Raw genomic sequence first — 15,400 nt, 5'->3', positions numbered from 1 at the left:
AGAGCAAGCACCGTGCCAGATTGAAAACCGCCGGAAATCAGCAGTTCTTTGTCGGCTGATGGGTAAAAAAGGTAACAACCTCGCAAAAGGACGGGGTCAAACCGGTAACATCAGCCGGCTTCGCCATCGCCCTGGGCGGCAATATCGAATTTGCGCATCTTGAGGTAGAGCGTCTTGCGGGAGATGCCGAGCGCATCGGCCGTCGCGCCGACGCGGCCGTCGTGCCTGGCGAGGCTGTCGAGAAGGATGGCGCGCTCGAGGCGGTCCATCTGCACCTCCAACGTCTCGCCGCCTGCCGCTGCCCGGTCGATATCGGAGCGGTCTTCAAGCCCGAGCACGAAGCGCTCCGCGACGTTGCGCAGTTCGCGAACGTTGCCCGGCCATGACCTGCCATTGAGTTCGGCCAGAAGTTCGGCGCTCACCCGCGGCGGGGTGCGGCCCTGTCGTTTGGCGGCGAGGCCGAGGAAATGCTGGAACAAGAGGCCGACGTCGCCCTTGCGTTGCGCCAGTGACGGCAGCTCCACACGGGCGATGTCGAGGCGGTAGGCAAGGTCTTCACGGAAATCGCCCTTTTTGGCCGCCGCATGCAGATCCGCCTTGGTCGCCGCCACGACGCGCATGTCAACCGGCAGCTCGACGTTGGAGCCGAGCCGTTCGATGACGCGCTCCTGCAGTACGCGCAGCAGCCGCACCTGGGCGGCAAGCGGCATCGATTCGATCTCGTCGAGAAACAGCGTACCACCGTCGGCATACTCGATCTTGCCGATGCGCTTCTCGCGCGCACCGGTAAAGGCCCCGGCCTCATGGCCGAAGAGTTCGGATTCCAGCATGGTTTCGGGAATGGCGCCGCAATTGACGGCGACGAAACGCCCCTTGCGCCCGCTGAAATCGTGCAGCGCGCGCGCCGTCACTTCCTTGCCTGTGCCGGTATCGCCGATGATGAGCGCGTCGGTTGTCGCGGCCGCGATGCGCTTGAGTTTCTCCCGCAGCGCAACCATCGGTCCGGAATGTCCGATCAGGCGCGTTTCCCAACCGTCGTCGTCCACCGACAGCCGCAGCCGCCGGTTTTCGAGAAGCAGGCGGCGATGGTCGCGGGCGCGGCGTACGGTTTCGATGAGATGCATCGGATCGGCGGGCTTCTCCAGAAAATCCCAGGCGCCGTCGCGCATGGCGCGAAGCGCCATCGGGATATCGCCGTGCCCGGACATCAGGATGATCGGGATCTCCTGGTCGATCTTGCGCACGGCGGCGACCAGATCGAAGCCATCGTGATCCGGCATGCGCACGTCGGAAACGATAACGGCGCGGCTGTCGGCGCGAAGGCCGGCGAGCGCCGATGTCACCGAGCCGTGCGGCGATACGCTGAGGTCTTCCAGTTCGAGCACCTGACAGCAGGCTTCAAGCACGCTGGCATCGTCGTCGATCAGGATGATATCCGGGTCCAACGTCATTCCGGGCCTTTCAAGGATACGAGGAATTGCGTGCCGTCCGCACTGGTTTCAAGGATCGATATCTCGCCACCGAAATCCTTGACGATGTTGTAGGAAATGGAGAGGCCAAGTCCGAGGCCGGAACCGACCGGCTTGGTGGTGAAGAAGGGATCGAAAACCGCGCCGACATCGGCAGCAGCAATACCGGTTCCGCTATCGCCGACGACAAGGCGGGCATCGGTACCGACCCTTTCGATCATTGCGTTTACCTGGCGAACGGGCCTGTCTTTAACGGCATCCAAGGCGTTGCCGATGAGATTGACCGCCACCTGTTCGAGCCGCACCGGTTCGGCCATGACAAGGACTGCGGCGCCTTCCGGCAGGCGCAGTTGTATTTCGACAGCCTCTTCCTCGAACCGATGTTCGAGCAGGCTGAGCGCGTCGCGGACCGCCGCGGTGAGATCGACGGGCCGCAGCTGCGCGTCGGGCCGGCGGGCAAAGCGACGGATATGGCTGATCTGGTCGGCCATGCGCCCCGTCAGTCCCTTCATCTTGTCGAGATTGAGCAATGCTTGATCGCCCTTGTCTCGCCCGATCAGAGTGGTGGCGCTATGGATATGCGCCCGAAGGGCTGCCAGCGGCTGGTTGAGCTCGTGGCCGATGCCGGCCGCCATCTGCCCGAGAGCCGCGAGCTTTGCCGACTGGATCAACTCGTCGCGCGTCTGGCGGAAAAGTACCAGCGCATGGGCGAGATCGCCGAGCTCGTCGGCCTCGGGTGCGGGGATCGCGGTTGCCGGACGCCCGCTGCTGATCGCGCCGGCGGCTGCCGAAAGAAGCCGGATGCGTGCGAGCAGATTGCGGTAGACGTAGAAGAAGCCGATCGCAGACGCGAGCAGCACCGAAAGAATGGCGATGGCGACGAGCAGGCTGCGCCCCGTTTCGATAGCCGCAGCGGCCCGTTGGGCGGCGGCGGCGGCGCTGGCCTCGATCGTCACGACTTCCGTTTCGATCCGGCGCCCCAGGTCCTCGACGAGGCGGCCGTTTTCGCCGGCAAGTTCGGAGAGCTTTGCCGCCTCGATCATTTCCGAGCGCTTGCGGTTGGGAATGCCCGTCAGAACGTCGGACTGGTCGAGAATGCGGCGTGCCAGTTGGCGAACGGTGATGCTATCAGGCCAGTTATCGAGGCTGGCGATGCGGCTGGCGAGTTCGTCGGCGCTGTCACCGAGGAAGGCATTGGTTTCCTGAATTTCCTCTTGCGTGGTGGCGTTGACGAGCCGGCCGATCAGCCCGGTTGCCAGGTTCGCTTGCGACACGGCCGTCAGCAGCGCCTCGCTCTTTTGCTGCTCAGCAAGTGCGGCCGCCCCGTTTCCGTTGCGCGTTTCGGCTTCGATGTTGAAGCGAATGTCGTCGACGAGCGGATCGGCCTCCTCGAGGAGATCGGCCTGGACCCACCGCAGTTCGTCGGTATCGGAGCGCATCGCTTCGCGAAGTGTAAAGCGCTTGCCGGCGGCAAGGTCGATCTTGTCGAGGTTTTCGCCGATCGCTTCCGCCAGCGGCAGCAGATCGGTCGCATCCGACTTTGTGCCGCTTTCCCCAAGCAGCGAGCGCAGTGTGGTCAGGCGCGCCGCGTAGCTGCTGCGGATCTCGTTGTACTCGGCACGTGTCTCAGCGCCTGCGAGAACCGTCGTCACCGAACCGATGTCGGCACCCGCCTTCGACAGTCTCGAGGCGAAGGCGAGTTGCGGCATCTGGTCTTCCGCGATCCGCGACAGTTCACCGGACAGACGCTCGTAGGAGAGCCAGCCGACAAGGCAGGCGCCGACGGCGAGGCCGACGATCGCGACGAAGGCAAGGACCAGGCGCGCGCCGATGCCGAAGCGCCAGCGGCGCATCCCGGCAGCAGGGTCTAACGATTGGCCCATCACTGCCGCCATGGCTGCAGATCTGTCGCCGGTCGCCCGACGGAGGAGAGCAGCATTTCGGCCGTCGCCAGGTTCCGCTCGATGGTGGCGCGCAGCCGCTGCGTCAGTGCGGTATGCGCCGGCGAGCGGGCAATGCTGCGCGGCCACTCGGCCTTCAGGGCTTCGTCGGTGTTTTCCACATCGCTGGCCGAAAGCGGCGGCGTGCCCAGCAGACGCCGGGCTCTCGCAAGCGTGCTGCGCTGCTGCGCGTCCTCGATTTCGATCGCTTCCAGATCCGTCACCCTTTTCCAGAGCCGGGCAAGCGTCGCCCGGCGGCGCACGATATAGTCGTCGAAGATCAGGTTGACGAGACCGTACCTTCGAGCAGACAACGCCGCGTCGAAACCGCCGTATTTCAACAGGCCGTCATCACTCTCTTGGGGCAGTAGTCCCTTGTTGAGCGCCGGGTTGAGAGGAATGCGGGCGACGGCGGGCAGCAACAGCACCTTCTGGCCGTCTTCAGACAGAACGAAATCGATGAAGCGCTCGGCGGCGGAAACATTGCGCGCCCGGGAGAGGATCGCGATGCTGGCCGGCACGAACACGGTATCGGGCGGCAGGATGAACACATTGCCGGCGTCGGCGAATTCTGGCGCATTGGCGAGGAAATCGATGGTGATGCCGATGCTGAAGCGCCTTTGGGCGACACCGGACGCAACGCCGAAACTGCGCGCGGTAACCGTCGATAGATTGCCGCCGAGCTGGGACAGCATCGCCCAGCCCTTTTCCCATCCATAGGTCTGCAGCAAGGCCTCGACGATCAGATGCGTCGTGCCCGACCGTGACGGCGTGGTGATGCCGATCTGGCCGGAATAGATGGGGTTCAGCAGGTCCTGCCAGTCCCGCGGCACCGGCAGCTTGTTCTGGGCGAGGTAGGACTGATTGTAGACGAAGCCGTAACCGGAGAGCGCAAAGCCGAGATAGTAACCCTCGGGATCGTTGACCGGGTAACCGAAGACTTTTTCAGCCGCGCCCGTGTGGCGCGGCGCAATCGGGCGCAGTTCGCCGCTGCGCTTCAAGAGTTCGAAAGCATCGGTCGCCGAGGCCCAGAATATGTCGGCCGGCACATCGGCTTTCTCCATGACGAAGCGCGTCGCGCTTGCCGTGTTGCGCTGAACGATCGACGTGCGGATATCGGGATTGGCCTTCTCGAACGCCCGGCGAAACGGCTCAAAAAAGGATGGCGGGTAGGAGGTGACAACCACCAGGTCCCGTTTTTCGGCTGCCTGCGCAGCGATCACGGGCATGCTGAGGCCGGCAAAAGCCAGCAGTTGCAATGCCGCAAGAATGACGAAACGGAACTTCAACACTGCATGCCACCACGACCAGCGCCTGCTTCTTCTTAAAAAAAAGCTGCCGCGGTCCCTCCCTCATTATCGCCATCCCGGCGGGTTGATCCCGCCATCGGCCGACGGTTTACTCTGCTACGAAGACCGTGTCGCCGTAAACCCCGGGGCGTCTTGTACACTGTTGCAAGCAAGCCGCACCGGTTGCACTTTGGCGGCATGGCTAGATTTCCTCGCTTGGCGGTTGCGGGCGATTCGCCTATAAGTCGATTTCCGGCAACAGATCAGGGAGGTTTCAGATGCCAGCTTATTCTTTCTCCCTACGGGGCGGCGTACAGTTCTGAACGAGACGCTGGGGGGCTTCGGGCTCTTTAGCAGTTGCAAGTCAGGACCTTTCTCGCTGACTTTGGTCTTCCCTCGATGCGGAAGCTACCAATCCATTGATGCCGATCGGAAAACAGTTTCCCTTTCTCGGCATGTTTCATTGACCTGAATTTTGAGGCCAATGCTCCAGGCATTGGGCAATCGTTATGGCTTTTACTCGTTTCGCCTTGCGCGGCGGTGCGTTCTGCAGCGTTCTCGGTTTCACCTGGGTTCATTGGAAGCGCCAGCCGCTTCGCCTTGCCTTCATCCTCGGTGCCGTCCTGTTTTCGACGCTCGCGGATGTCCTGACGCCACTTTACTCCGGTCGGCTGGTCGACGCGGTCGTGACCGGTGCTGCCTCCGACCAGGTGGCCTGGGACGCGGCCCTTGCGGCATTCTGGACGATGATGGCGCTGTCGCTCGGTGCCATCATTTTCCGGCATGTCACCTTCATGGGTGTCGTCGACCTGACGCTCAAGATGATGTCCGACATTGCCTCGGCGGCCTTCTTCCGCATCCAGCGCTTCTCGTCCGACTGGCATGCCAACAGCTTTGCCGGCTCGACGGTGCGCAAGGTGACGCGCGGCATGTGGGCGCTGGACCTGTTGAACGACACGCTGCTGATCGCGTTGTTTCCGTCGATCATCATGCTGGTCGGCTCGACCGCTTTGATGGCGTGGTACTGGCCGATGATGGGTGTCATCATCGGCGTGGGCTCGCTTGTCTTCATCGCTGCGACGGTCACGTTGTCGCTCGGCTACGTCGCGCCGATGGCACGCCTGGCCAACAGCTGGGATACCAAGCTCGGCGGTTCGCTTGCCGATGCCGTCAGCTGCAACAACGTTGTCAAAGGCTTCGGGGCCGAAAAGCGCGAGGATGCGCGGCTGGTCAAGGTGCTGGCCAAATGGCGGGACCGCACGGGCCGGACCTGGGTCCGCGGAACGGTGAACGGTACGACGCAGGGTGCCCTGCTGCTCGTTCTTAGGGCGGCGGTCATCGGCTTTGCACTGTTTCTCTGGTCGCGCGGGCAGGCAACAGCCGGTGATATCACCTTCGTGTTGACCTCCTTCTTCATCCTGCAGGGCTACCTGCGTGAAGTGGGCATGCACATCCGCAACCTGCAGCGGTCCGTCAACGATATGGAAGAGCTGGTCGACATCCACGCCCAGCCGCTCGGTATCGAAGATAAGGCCGAAGCAAAGCCGATCCGCATCACCGACGGTCGCATCGAATTCAACGATGTGACCTTCCACTACGGCGCCCATCGCAAGCCGCTCTATGATCGGTTCTCGGTGACGATCCCGGCGGGCCAGCGTGTCGGCCTTGTTGGACATTCCGGCTCGGGCAAGACGACCTTCGTCAAGCTGATCCAGCGCCTGCATGACCTGAAGTCCGGCCAGATCCGGATCGACGGTCAGGATATCGCCGGCGTTGCCCAGGCTTCGTTGCGCCAGCAGATCGCGATCGTCCAGCAGGAACCGATCCTGTTCCACCGCTCGCTTGCGGAGAACATCGCCTATGCCCGGCCGACGGCCACGCAAGCGGAGATCGAAAAAGCCGCAAGGCTTGCGAGCGCTCACGACTTCATCACGGGCCTGCCGAAAGGCTACGGCACGCTGGTGGGCGAACGCGGGGTCAAGCTGTCGGGCGGCGAACGCCAGCGCATCGCCATCGCCCGGGCCTTCCTGGCGGATGCACCGATCCTCATTCTGGACGAGGCGACGTCGAGCCTCGATTCGGAATCGGAAGTGCTGATCCAGCAGGCGATGGAGCGATTGATGCTGGGTCGCACCACCCTGGTGATCGCGCACCGGCTGTCGACCGTACGCGCGCTCGATCGGTTGCTGGTGTTCAGCCACGGCCGCATCGCCGAGGAGGGCACGCACGAGGCACTCATCCGCCTCGACGGCGGCATCTACCGCGGCTTGTTCGAGCGGCAGGCGCTGGAACTGACCAAGGGCCTGGTCCTCAACGACAGCTAAGGCCGGGCGCAAGCCGCAAATGCCGAAATGCAAGGACGCCGGTACCTGAGTGTGCCGGCGTCTTGCGTTTCTTTATCTGTTATCCCGCGTCGTCAGTGATACCGCTTTGCGGGGGGGGGGGCGACGCTTGCCTACCGTCGCAGCCATGCGTCGATGCCGCGTGCCGCAGCACGACCCGTGGCGAAACAGGCGGTCAGCAGATACCCGCCGGTCGGCGCTTCCCAATCGATCATCTCGCCGGCAACGAAAATCCCCGGCAGCGCGGTGAGCATGTAGGCGTCATCCATGGCGCTCCAACGCACGCCGCCCGCCGATGAAATCGCCTCGGCAATGGGACGGGGACGAAGGACGGCAATCGGCAGCGACTTGATGCGTTCGGCAAGCGCGTTCAGATCGGTGCGTGTGGCCTCGGGAACAATTTCGCGCAGCAAGGCCGATTTGACGCCCTCCAGGCCCGCACCTTTGCGCAGGCGATTGGAGACGCTCATCTTGCCGTCTTGGCGCGCCAAGTCCTTGGCCAGCCGTTCGACCGTTCGTCCCGGAGCAAGATCGATTGACAATGCCGCAGAGCGCTGCATCTCCAGACGGTCGCGCAAATGCGCCGCATGGGCATAGACGAGGCTGCCCTCAATACCGTGACGGGTGATGACGAATTCGCCGGGGGTCGTGCCTGCCTCTGAAGTCGCCGTCACCGATTTCAGCGCTTCGCCGGCAAAGCGCTCACGGAACGCATCGCTCCAGTCGACATCGAAGCCACAATTGGCTGGGCGGAAGTCGGTGACATCGACGCCGGCGTCTTTCAGAGCCGTCGTCCATCCGGCGTCCGACCCGAGGCGCGGGTAGCTTGCCCCGCCGAGTGCGAGAAGCGTGGCATCGCTGTGGACGGTCTTATGCCCATCCGGCGTGTCGAAGGTCAGTGTCTGACCGGCAAAGCCAGTCCATCGGTGCCGCGTCAGGATCCGCACGCCCTGCGCCTCAAGCCTCTTGATCCAGGCGCGCAGCAGCGGTGAGGCCTTCATCGCCTTCGGAAATACCCGGCCGGACGAGCCGACGAAGGTTTCGGTCCCGAGACCTTCCGCCCAGACGCGCACGTCCGCGGGCGTGAAAGCGTCGAGTGCCGGGCGCAACTGTTGCGACGCGGCGCCGAAGCGATCGGCAAAGCGCTCGAAATCCTCGGAATGGGTGATATTGAGGCCGGACTTGCCGGCAAGCAGAAACTTGCGCGCAACGGTCGGCATGCTGTCGTAGACCGTCACCGAATGGTTCTGCATAGACAGGATCTCTGCCGCCATCAGCCCGCTCGGCCCGCCGCCGATGATCGCGATTTCGCTTCGTTTCATGTGCCCGTCCGGCGTCCGATTCCGTTACGGGGACTCTTGGCCCGTCACGGCGCCTCGCGCAAGGCGGGGCGAAGGGCGCGCTTCAATGCCTGCTCGCGGCGTTCAGACGTTTCTCGAGCCAGATGCTGTAGCGCGAGCCGGCAAAGCAGATGATGAAATAGACCGCGGCGGCGAAGACATAGGCTTCGGTATAGAAGCCGAGCCAGGTCGGATCCGTGGCCGAGGTCCTTGCCGCATTCAGGAGGTCGTAGATGCCGATCACCGCCAAAAGCGACGTGTTGAGCACGATGCCGATCGAAAGATTGACGATCGCCGGGATGACGGCGCGCAGCGCCTGGGGAAGGACGACGAGGCGGATCGTCTGGACATAGCCCAGACCAAGGGAAAGTGCTGCCTCCCGCTGGCCCCACGGCACCACCTGTAGGCCGGCACGGATGACTTCGGCGAGATAGGCCGAGAAGAACAGCGTTACGCCGATCTGTGCGCGCAACAACTTGTCGATGGCGGCCCCGCTCGGCAGGGCGAGCGGAACGATCAGCATGGCGACATAGAGCACTGCGATCATCGGCACGCCGCGCAGCGTCTCGATAAAGGTGATCGCTAGCGTCCGGACGATCCCCATGCTCGATTGTCGGGCAAGAGCCAGCAGGAGCGCGATCGGGAATGCGAAGGCGAGGCCAGCGATCAAGACGACCAGCGTGATCGGCAGCCCGCCCCAATTGTTGGTCGACACCACTGGTGGCGTCAACGTTCCCGCCATCAAAAGCCAGCTCAAGACGAGTGCGGCGATCCAGAGCGGCACAAGCCGGAAACTCCAGAACCGCGGCAGGGCGGATAACACCAGCAGGGCGAGCACGGTTATAACCACAAGGGCAGGGCGCCATTGCAGCACGGGCGGAAAGAACGCGAAGAGGATGAAACGCAGCTTGGCGCCGATGAAAGCCCAGCAGGCGCCGACCCCGTCAACCGCACAATCTGTCGCGGTTCCCGTCCATACCGCATCGAAAATTGCCCAACGGAGGAAAGGTTGGAGAAACCAGACAAAGACGCCGAGGGTAGCGAGCGTGATGAGGCTGTTACCCCAACCGCCGAAGAGGCCGCTTCGCCAGCGATGCCAGTCCGGCGCAACAGGTGGTGGCAGTTCGATATGGCTCATCGCCGTGTCTCCCCGCGAAGGACAATGCGGCTGTTGTAGAAGTTCATCAGTGCCGACACCGAGAGGCTCAGGGTGAGATAGACGGCGGCGATGAAGCAGATCGCTTCCAGCGCCTGGCCGGTGGTGTTGGCGGTGGTGTTGGCGACGCTGACGATATCGGGATAGCCGATCGCCACCGCGAGGCTGGAATTCTTGGTGAGGTCGAGAAAGCTTGAGATCATCAACGGCGTGATGACACGCAACGCCTGCGGCAAGACGACGAGACGCATGATCTGCGCCGGCTTCAGGCCCAGCGCACGCGCCGCTTCCCATTGGCCCGATTTTACCGACTGGATGCCGCTCCGCACGATTTCGGAGATCGAGGCGGACGCGTTGACGACCAAGCCGATCAAGAGCGCGAAGAATTCCGGCGTCAGCGACAGGCCGCCCTTGATATTGAAGCCGCCCTTGGCTGGCAGATCGATGGTGGCAGCGAGGCCGAAAGAGGTGAGCGCGAGCGTGCAGACGACCAGCGAACCGAACACGGTCATGGTTGCCTTCGGCATATAGAAGGTCGCACCTGTCAGCAGGCGCCGGGCGAGCGACAGCGACGCGTAAGCCGTCAACAGGATGGCCGGCAGCCAGATCGCCCAGGAGAGGCCGTGTAGCGAAATGGACGGGACATAGACACCGCGATTGCTGAGATAGACGCTTTCCAGGAAGAGATAGGCGCCGCGCGGCGGCGGTAGCGCATGGATGATCGCGCTCCAGAGGAAGAGCTGCAGCAGCAGCGGCGTGTTGCGCAGCAGTTCGACATAGGCATGAACGAAGGTTGCCAGCAACAGGTTACCCGACAGCCGGGCGATGCCAAGGGCAACGCCAAGAAACGTGGCGAGCACACAGCCGACGACGGCGACCTTGACGGTGTTGGCTAGGCCCGCCGCAAGCGCGCGGGCGTAGGTGTCTCCCGCCGAATAGGGAAGCACGGTTTCGCCGATTTCGAAATTCGCCTGATGGAAGAGAAAGCCGAAACCCGGAGTGAGGCCCATGCGTTGCATGCTGTCGACGGTGTTGGAGCCGAAGAGCGCAAAGATCCCCAGCACGCCGATAAACAGGACGATCTGTTGAAAGGGCGAGGGGCCGAGCCAGGTGCGCAACCGCGAGGGAAGTCCGGGCCCTAGCGGGCCCGGTTGAAGAGTGGATGTCATCGCAGATACCGGCAAAGGCTCAACGGAACGGCGGCGAATAGAGTAGGCCGCCGGCGGTCCAGGGCTGGTTGTAGCCGCGATCGAAATTGAGCGGCGTGCCCTTGCCGACGTTGCGGTCGAAGATCTCGCCGTAGTTTCCGACCGCCTTGACGATGTTATAGGCGAACTTCGGGTCAAGCCCGATGGCTTCGCCGAGCGACGGATCAACGCCGAGGAAGCGCTTGATGCCCGGATCTTCGCTCGTAAGGAAACTGTCGACATTCTTCTGGGTGATGCCGAACTCTTCCGCCTGGATCGTGGCGTAGACGGTCCAGTTGACGATCTCCAGCCACTGGTCGTCGCCGGCGCGAATGGCCGGTGCGAGTGGTTCCTTCGACAGGCGCTCTGGCAGAAGGACATAGTCGTCCGGCTTGGAAAGCTGCGTGCGCTTGGCGGCAAGGTCGGTCGCATCCTGGGTCAGCGCATCGACGCGACCGGAATCGAGTGCCTTCAGGAATTCGCCGGTCTCTTCGATCGTCACAGGCGTAAAGGTCTTGCCGGTCTTGCGGAAGAAATCGGCGATGTTGAGTTCGCCGGTCGTGCCGCTCTGGACCCCGATCGTCGCTCCGTCGAGCTCCTCGCCCTTGCCGACACCAAGATCCTTGCGCACCAGCAGGCCCTGGCCGTCATAGAAGACCACCGGGCCGAAATGGAAGCCGAGCTTGAACGCTCTGGTCACTGTCTGGGTCACGCCGGAGAGCAGGATGTCGAATTCGCCCGATTGCAGGGCGGGGAGGCGCTGCTGCGGCGAGGAGTTGGTGAACTCGACTTTCTCGGTGTCGTTGAAGACGGTGACTGCGAGCGCGCGACCGAAATCGACGAAGAAACCCTGCCAGCGGCCGCTGCTATCCGGCGTGAAGAAGCCGGGCGTGGTGCCGACGCCCACCTTGATGAGCCCGCGTGCCTTGATCTTGTCGAGGGTCTCGCCCGCAAGGGCGGAGGAGGCGATCAGGGCTGCCGTCAGGGCCGCCGTGGCTGTAAATGCCTTTGTGAAAAATCTGCTGCCGATAGAATTTCGCTGCATGAAGAGGCTCCTGGCCATGGTGTTCGTCCGTCGCGCCGCCCGACAAATCCCGGGCCGCGACTGCCTTTATGTTTTAAATCTATAGAAAATATAGAATAGAGATGATTATGCGGAATATCTGCCATTTCGGGAAGAAATTTCTTGCCTTTCAGTGTCGGTGAAATGATTTCGATAGTTGCTGGGCCTTAACCTCGCAAAGACATTCGCACTGACTGGCTGTGTGCTCAGCTCATGATGGCCCCGCGCATTTTCTTCGGGTGACGGATGATTTTTCGTTCACCGCTGTGCGCATCTTGACCGGGCCAGGCTACGACCGGTCAAGTCTCCGGTTTGTGTGTGCTTTATTGCGGCCACTTGTTGAGATGTGCCGAAGCACCTAGCTTCCGCCCATGTGGTCCATTATCTCGTAAGCGATGCAGCTGTTTTCAGAAAAATGGTGGGAGAAGATCAGATGGGGCACGCCGACCTCGGTGGCTCTGCACCTGCTTGTCATCGCTCTGCTGCTGATCCAACTGCCGAAGGAAACGCCCAAACCGCAGGGCGAGCAGAGCATCAACGTCGAACTCGTCTCTCCACCGCAGCCCAAGCAGCAAGAGAAGCCCAAGCAGGAGGCTCAGCCGAAGAAGGAACAGCCGAAGCCACAACCGGCTCCCTCTCGTCAGCAGCCACAGGCCTTCGAGTCGGCTGCGGCCAAGATCAAGCAGGAGGCTAAAGCTGCTCAGCTTCCGCCCACTGCGAAGGCCGAGAAGAAGGATGTGGTGAACCAGCCGAAGAAGGCAGAGGCGGCCGACGCCGCCACGAAGAAGGTGGAGAAAGAGGAGGCGCAGGCGCAGAAGCAACCGGAGACGGAAAAGCCGACACCGCAGCAGCTTGCCGTCCTGTCGACCCCTGCCAACGGCGATAATAGTGCTGCTGAGAAGAAGCCGGCTGCCGAGGCGGATGAGAAGAAGCCGGCTGCCGAGGCGGATGCCGAGAAGGCGGTGTCCAAAGCCGATTCGGTGCCGGTGCGCAAACCTGCCGACGACAAGGAGAAAAGTGACGAGACGGAAGGCGAGGCCGAAGCGACGGCGAAGTTGCCGTCCGACCGGTTTGTCAAGGCCGAGGAGCTTTTTTCGGCGAAGTCGATCGCCGATCCGCGCGTTAAGCAGGCGATGGGCCAACTTCCGGTCAAGAAGCGTATCCTCCAACTCTGCAACATCGAAGCCCTGGAGCAGATCCGCCATCAGCGGCCGGAGGACTTTCCTGATATACTCGTGCCCTTCGGGCCATCTGGCGGGTTCATCGGCAAGGAGCAGATCGACGCAAGCGGCGGCGCCTATCGCAGCAAGGGCAATTGGTACGACGTCGACTTCAAATGCAAGGTCGATCTCGAGACGGTCGAGGTCACATCTTTCAGCTTCGCCATCGGCAACATCGTTCCGAAAACGGCTTGGAAGAGCCGCCGTCTGCCGCCCAACTGAGCCGATCTTCGAGCCGCCCGTGCTCTGCAACGCGAGACGTCCGGTCGTCTTGCGGACTTCTCATAGAACTATTCCATTTTTGCGATGCCGTTTTGTCGCAGGGCAGAGTAGCTTCCAGCCAAATAGGGCGACGGTCGTTTGCGGCGGATCGCCACTTGGCAAAATGGGGAAAAGGCTACATGTCGGCAAACACGCGCCAAAGGCTTCGCGACCTCGGATTCCGCCCAGGCGTATATGAAACCGGCTCGTTGAACGCGATTACCGACGTTGCCGGTGTAGCCGTTGGCCACGCGACTGTGGTCGAGGGCGACAGGATCCGCACGGGCGCGACTGCTATCCTTCCCCACCAGGGCAATCTGTTTCAGGACAAGGTGCCGGCGGCGCTGGCGGTCCTGAACGGCTTCGGCAAATTCGTAGGTTCGACCCAGATCGCCGAGTTGGGCGAGCTCGAAACGCCAGTTGTTCTGACCAATACGCTCGCAACCGGGCGGGCGATCGAGGCGATCAACCGTTTTACGCTGGCCCAGCCGGGCAACCAAAAGGTTGTGTCGCTCAACGCCGTCGTCGGAGAGACCAATGACTCCAGACTGAACGATATCCGCGCCGGCCGCCCGACGATCGATGAGATCGGCAAGGCAATTGCCGCGGCGGCGCCCGGTCCGGTCGAAGAGGGCGCCATCGGCGCCGGCACCGGCACGGTGGCCTTCGGTCTCAAGGGCGGGATCGGCACCAGTTCGCGCCGCGTCAAGGCGGCAGGCGAAACCTTCACAGTCGGCGTGCTGGTGCAGTCCAATTATGGCGGCCGGCTGCTGATTTGCGGGCATCCCTATGATGCGCCGTCGGGACATGATCGCGACGGCTCAATCGTCATCGTCGTCGCCACCGACGCGCCGTTGTCGGCGCGCAGCCTCGAACGGCTGGCCGAGCGCGCCTTTGGCGGCCTCTCCCGCACCGGTGCCGCCCTCAGCAATGGATCCGGCGACTATGCGCTGGCATTCTCCACCGCGGAAGCTGTCCGCCGGACGCGCGAGCGGCGCACAGCGATCTCCAGCTACCCCGACCTGCCGAACGACCTGATCTCGCCGCTGTTCGAGGCGACGATCGAGGCGACAGAAGAGGCGATCCTCAATTCGCTGGTCACGGCGCAATCCACAAGCGGTTTCAATGCGGCCACCGGCAAGGTGAGTTCGGTTGAGGCGATTTCGCTCGTCCGCCTCGCAGCCCTCAAAGCCTAATTCTCTTCCCTCAGACGGAGTTACCATGTCCAACCCGACCGGCCGTATCGTTTATCTGAACGGCGAGTTCGTTTCCGAGCACGCGGCGCATCTTTCGGTCTTCGACCGCGGTTTCCTGTTCGGCGACGGGATCTATGAAGTGACCGCCGTGCTCGAAGGCAAGCTTATCGACAGCGCGCTGCATATGGCGCGGCTCGAACGCTCCGCCCGCGAGATCGACGTGCCGCTTCCGGTCCCCGTTTCCGAGATCGTCGAGATCGAGCGCCGGTTGGTGCGCGAGAACAACCTCGTCGAGGGCGTGGTCTATCTGCAACTCACGCGCGGCGCCGAGGATCGCAACTTCCTGTTTTCAGGAGAGATCAAGCCGACGCTGCTGCTCTTCACCCAGGTCAAGACGCTCGAGCACGTCGCAGCGGTAGACAACGGTGTTTCCGTCAAATCGGTCGCCGACCAGCGCTGGGCGCGACGCGATATCAAGAGCGTATGTCTCTTGCCGCAGGTGATGGCGAAGCGCATCGCCAAGGCCGAAGGCTGCGACGAAGCCTGGATGATCGAGGACGGGTTGGTGACCGAAGGCGCGTCCTCCACCGCCTATATCGTTACCGACGACGGCAGGATCGTTACCCGCGGCAACAGCAGTGCGACGTTGCCCGGCTGCACGCGCCTTGCCGCGCTGGAACTGGCGCGCGAGCAGGGGCTTACGATCGAGGAGCGGCCGTTTTCGCTCGATGAGGCGCTGGGCGCCCGCGAGGCATGCCTGACGAGCGCGTCGAACTTCGTCGTCTCCGTGACGCGCATCGACGGAAAGCCTGTCGGCGACGGCGTGCCCGGACCGATGGTCAAGCGGCTGCGTGAACTCTATCTGGAAAATGCCCGCCGTACGGCGATCTAGCGGCCGATTAGCGGGAGGGGCAGTCGATGGGACAGGAGTGCGAAG

11 protein-coding genes are annotated in these 15,400 nt (G+C 62.8%); 4 read left to right on the top strand and 7 right to left on the bottom strand.

Translation table 11 applies throughout. The annotated features are described in order from the left end of the window. Positions 1–110: 110 nt before the first annotated feature. From J3R84_RS27050 to J3R84_RS27040, 3 genes are read right to left on the bottom strand one after another with little or no spacing between them, the layout of a single operon-like run. On the bottom strand, positions 111–1,451 hold the full coding sequence (locus J3R84_RS27050) for a sigma-54-dependent transcriptional regulator (protein WP_025428383.1): 1,341 nt from the start codon (positions 1,449–1,451) through the stop codon (positions 111–113). After that, entirely contained in the window at positions 1,448–3,352 is a 1,905-nt protein-coding gene (locus tag J3R84_RS27045) for an ATP-binding protein (protein WP_225906408.1), read from the bottom strand. The genes J3R84_RS27050 and J3R84_RS27045 overlap by 4 nt, the downstream gene beginning before the upstream one ends. After that, positions 3,352–4,701: an ABC transporter substrate-binding protein gene (locus tag J3R84_RS27040; protein ID WP_128090502.1), complete on the bottom strand. Its 1,350-nt coding sequence runs from the start codon at positions 4,699–4,701 to the stop codon at positions 3,352–3,354. Before J3R84_RS27040 ends, J3R84_RS27045 begins: the two co-directional genes overlap by 1 nt. 506 nt (positions 4,702–5,207) lie before the next feature. Here J3R84_RS27040 and J3R84_RS27035 point away from each other — a divergent pair. Continuing rightward, positions 5,208–7,022 carry an ABC transporter ATP-binding protein gene (locus tag J3R84_RS27035; protein ID WP_203528810.1) on the top strand — a complete coding sequence of 605 codons (1,815 nt, stop codon included), beginning with the start codon at positions 5,208–5,210 and terminating at the stop codon, positions 7,020–7,022. Positions 7,023–7,153: 131 nt separating this feature from the next. Here the strand turns inward: J3R84_RS27035 and J3R84_RS27030 are convergent, their stop codons facing one another. The 4 genes from J3R84_RS27030 to J3R84_RS27015 all read right to left on the bottom strand — a co-directional run bounded on the left by J3R84_RS27030 (position 7,154) and on the right by J3R84_RS27015 (position 11,768). Then, positions 7,154–8,362, bottom strand: a complete 1,209-nt coding sequence (locus J3R84_RS27030; protein ID WP_203528812.1) for a TIGR03862 family flavoprotein — start codon at positions 8,360–8,362, stop codon at positions 7,154–7,156. Positions 8,363–8,444: 82 nt separating this feature from the next. Further along, a complete protein-coding gene (locus J3R84_RS27025) occupies positions 8,445–9,518 on the bottom strand; it encodes an amino acid ABC transporter permease (RefSeq protein WP_203528814.1) in 1,074 nt (357 codons plus the stop codon). Further along, positions 9,515–10,705 (bottom strand): amino acid ABC transporter permease, encoded by a 1,191-nt coding sequence (locus J3R84_RS27020; protein WP_203528815.1) that lies wholly within the window; start codon positions 10,703–10,705, stop codon positions 9,515–9,517. Before J3R84_RS27020 ends, J3R84_RS27025 begins: the two co-directional genes overlap by 4 nt. Positions 10,706–10,724: 19 nt before the next feature. Further along, positions 10,725–11,768, bottom strand: coding sequence for an amino acid ABC transporter substrate-binding protein (locus tag J3R84_RS27015; RefSeq protein ID WP_038577778.1), 1,044 nt, complete (start codon positions 11,766–11,768; stop codon positions 10,725–10,727). A gap of 413 nt (positions 11,769–12,181) precedes the next feature. On the opposite strand from J3R84_RS27015, the gene J3R84_RS27010 reads away from it, so the two are divergent. From J3R84_RS27010 to J3R84_RS27000, 3 genes are all read left to right on the top strand, one after another. Continuing rightward, on the top strand, positions 12,182–13,228 hold the full coding sequence (locus tag J3R84_RS27010; protein WP_025428391.1) for a DUF930 domain-containing protein: 1,047 nt from the start codon (positions 12,182–12,184) through the stop codon (positions 13,226–13,228). A 179-nt stretch (positions 13,229–13,407) separates the two neighbouring features. After that, complete coding sequence (locus tag J3R84_RS27005; protein WP_203528817.1) at positions 13,408–14,463, top strand: DmpA family aminopeptidase; 1,056 nt, start codon at positions 13,408–13,410, stop codon at positions 14,461–14,463. Positions 14,464–14,488: 25 nt separating this feature from the next. Beyond that, entirely contained in the window at positions 14,489–15,355 is an 867-nt protein-coding gene (locus tag J3R84_RS27000) for a D-amino-acid transaminase (protein ID WP_025428393.1), read from the top strand. Positions 15,356–15,400: the final 45 nt, after the last annotated feature.

The sequence above is a fragment of the Ensifer canadensis genome, from assembly GCF_017488845.2.
In the GTDB taxonomy this organism is placed as follows: domain Bacteria; phylum Pseudomonadota; class Alphaproteobacteria; order Rhizobiales; family Rhizobiaceae; genus Ensifer; species Ensifer canadensis.
This window is presented reverse-complemented; position numbering and strand designations above follow the sequence as displayed.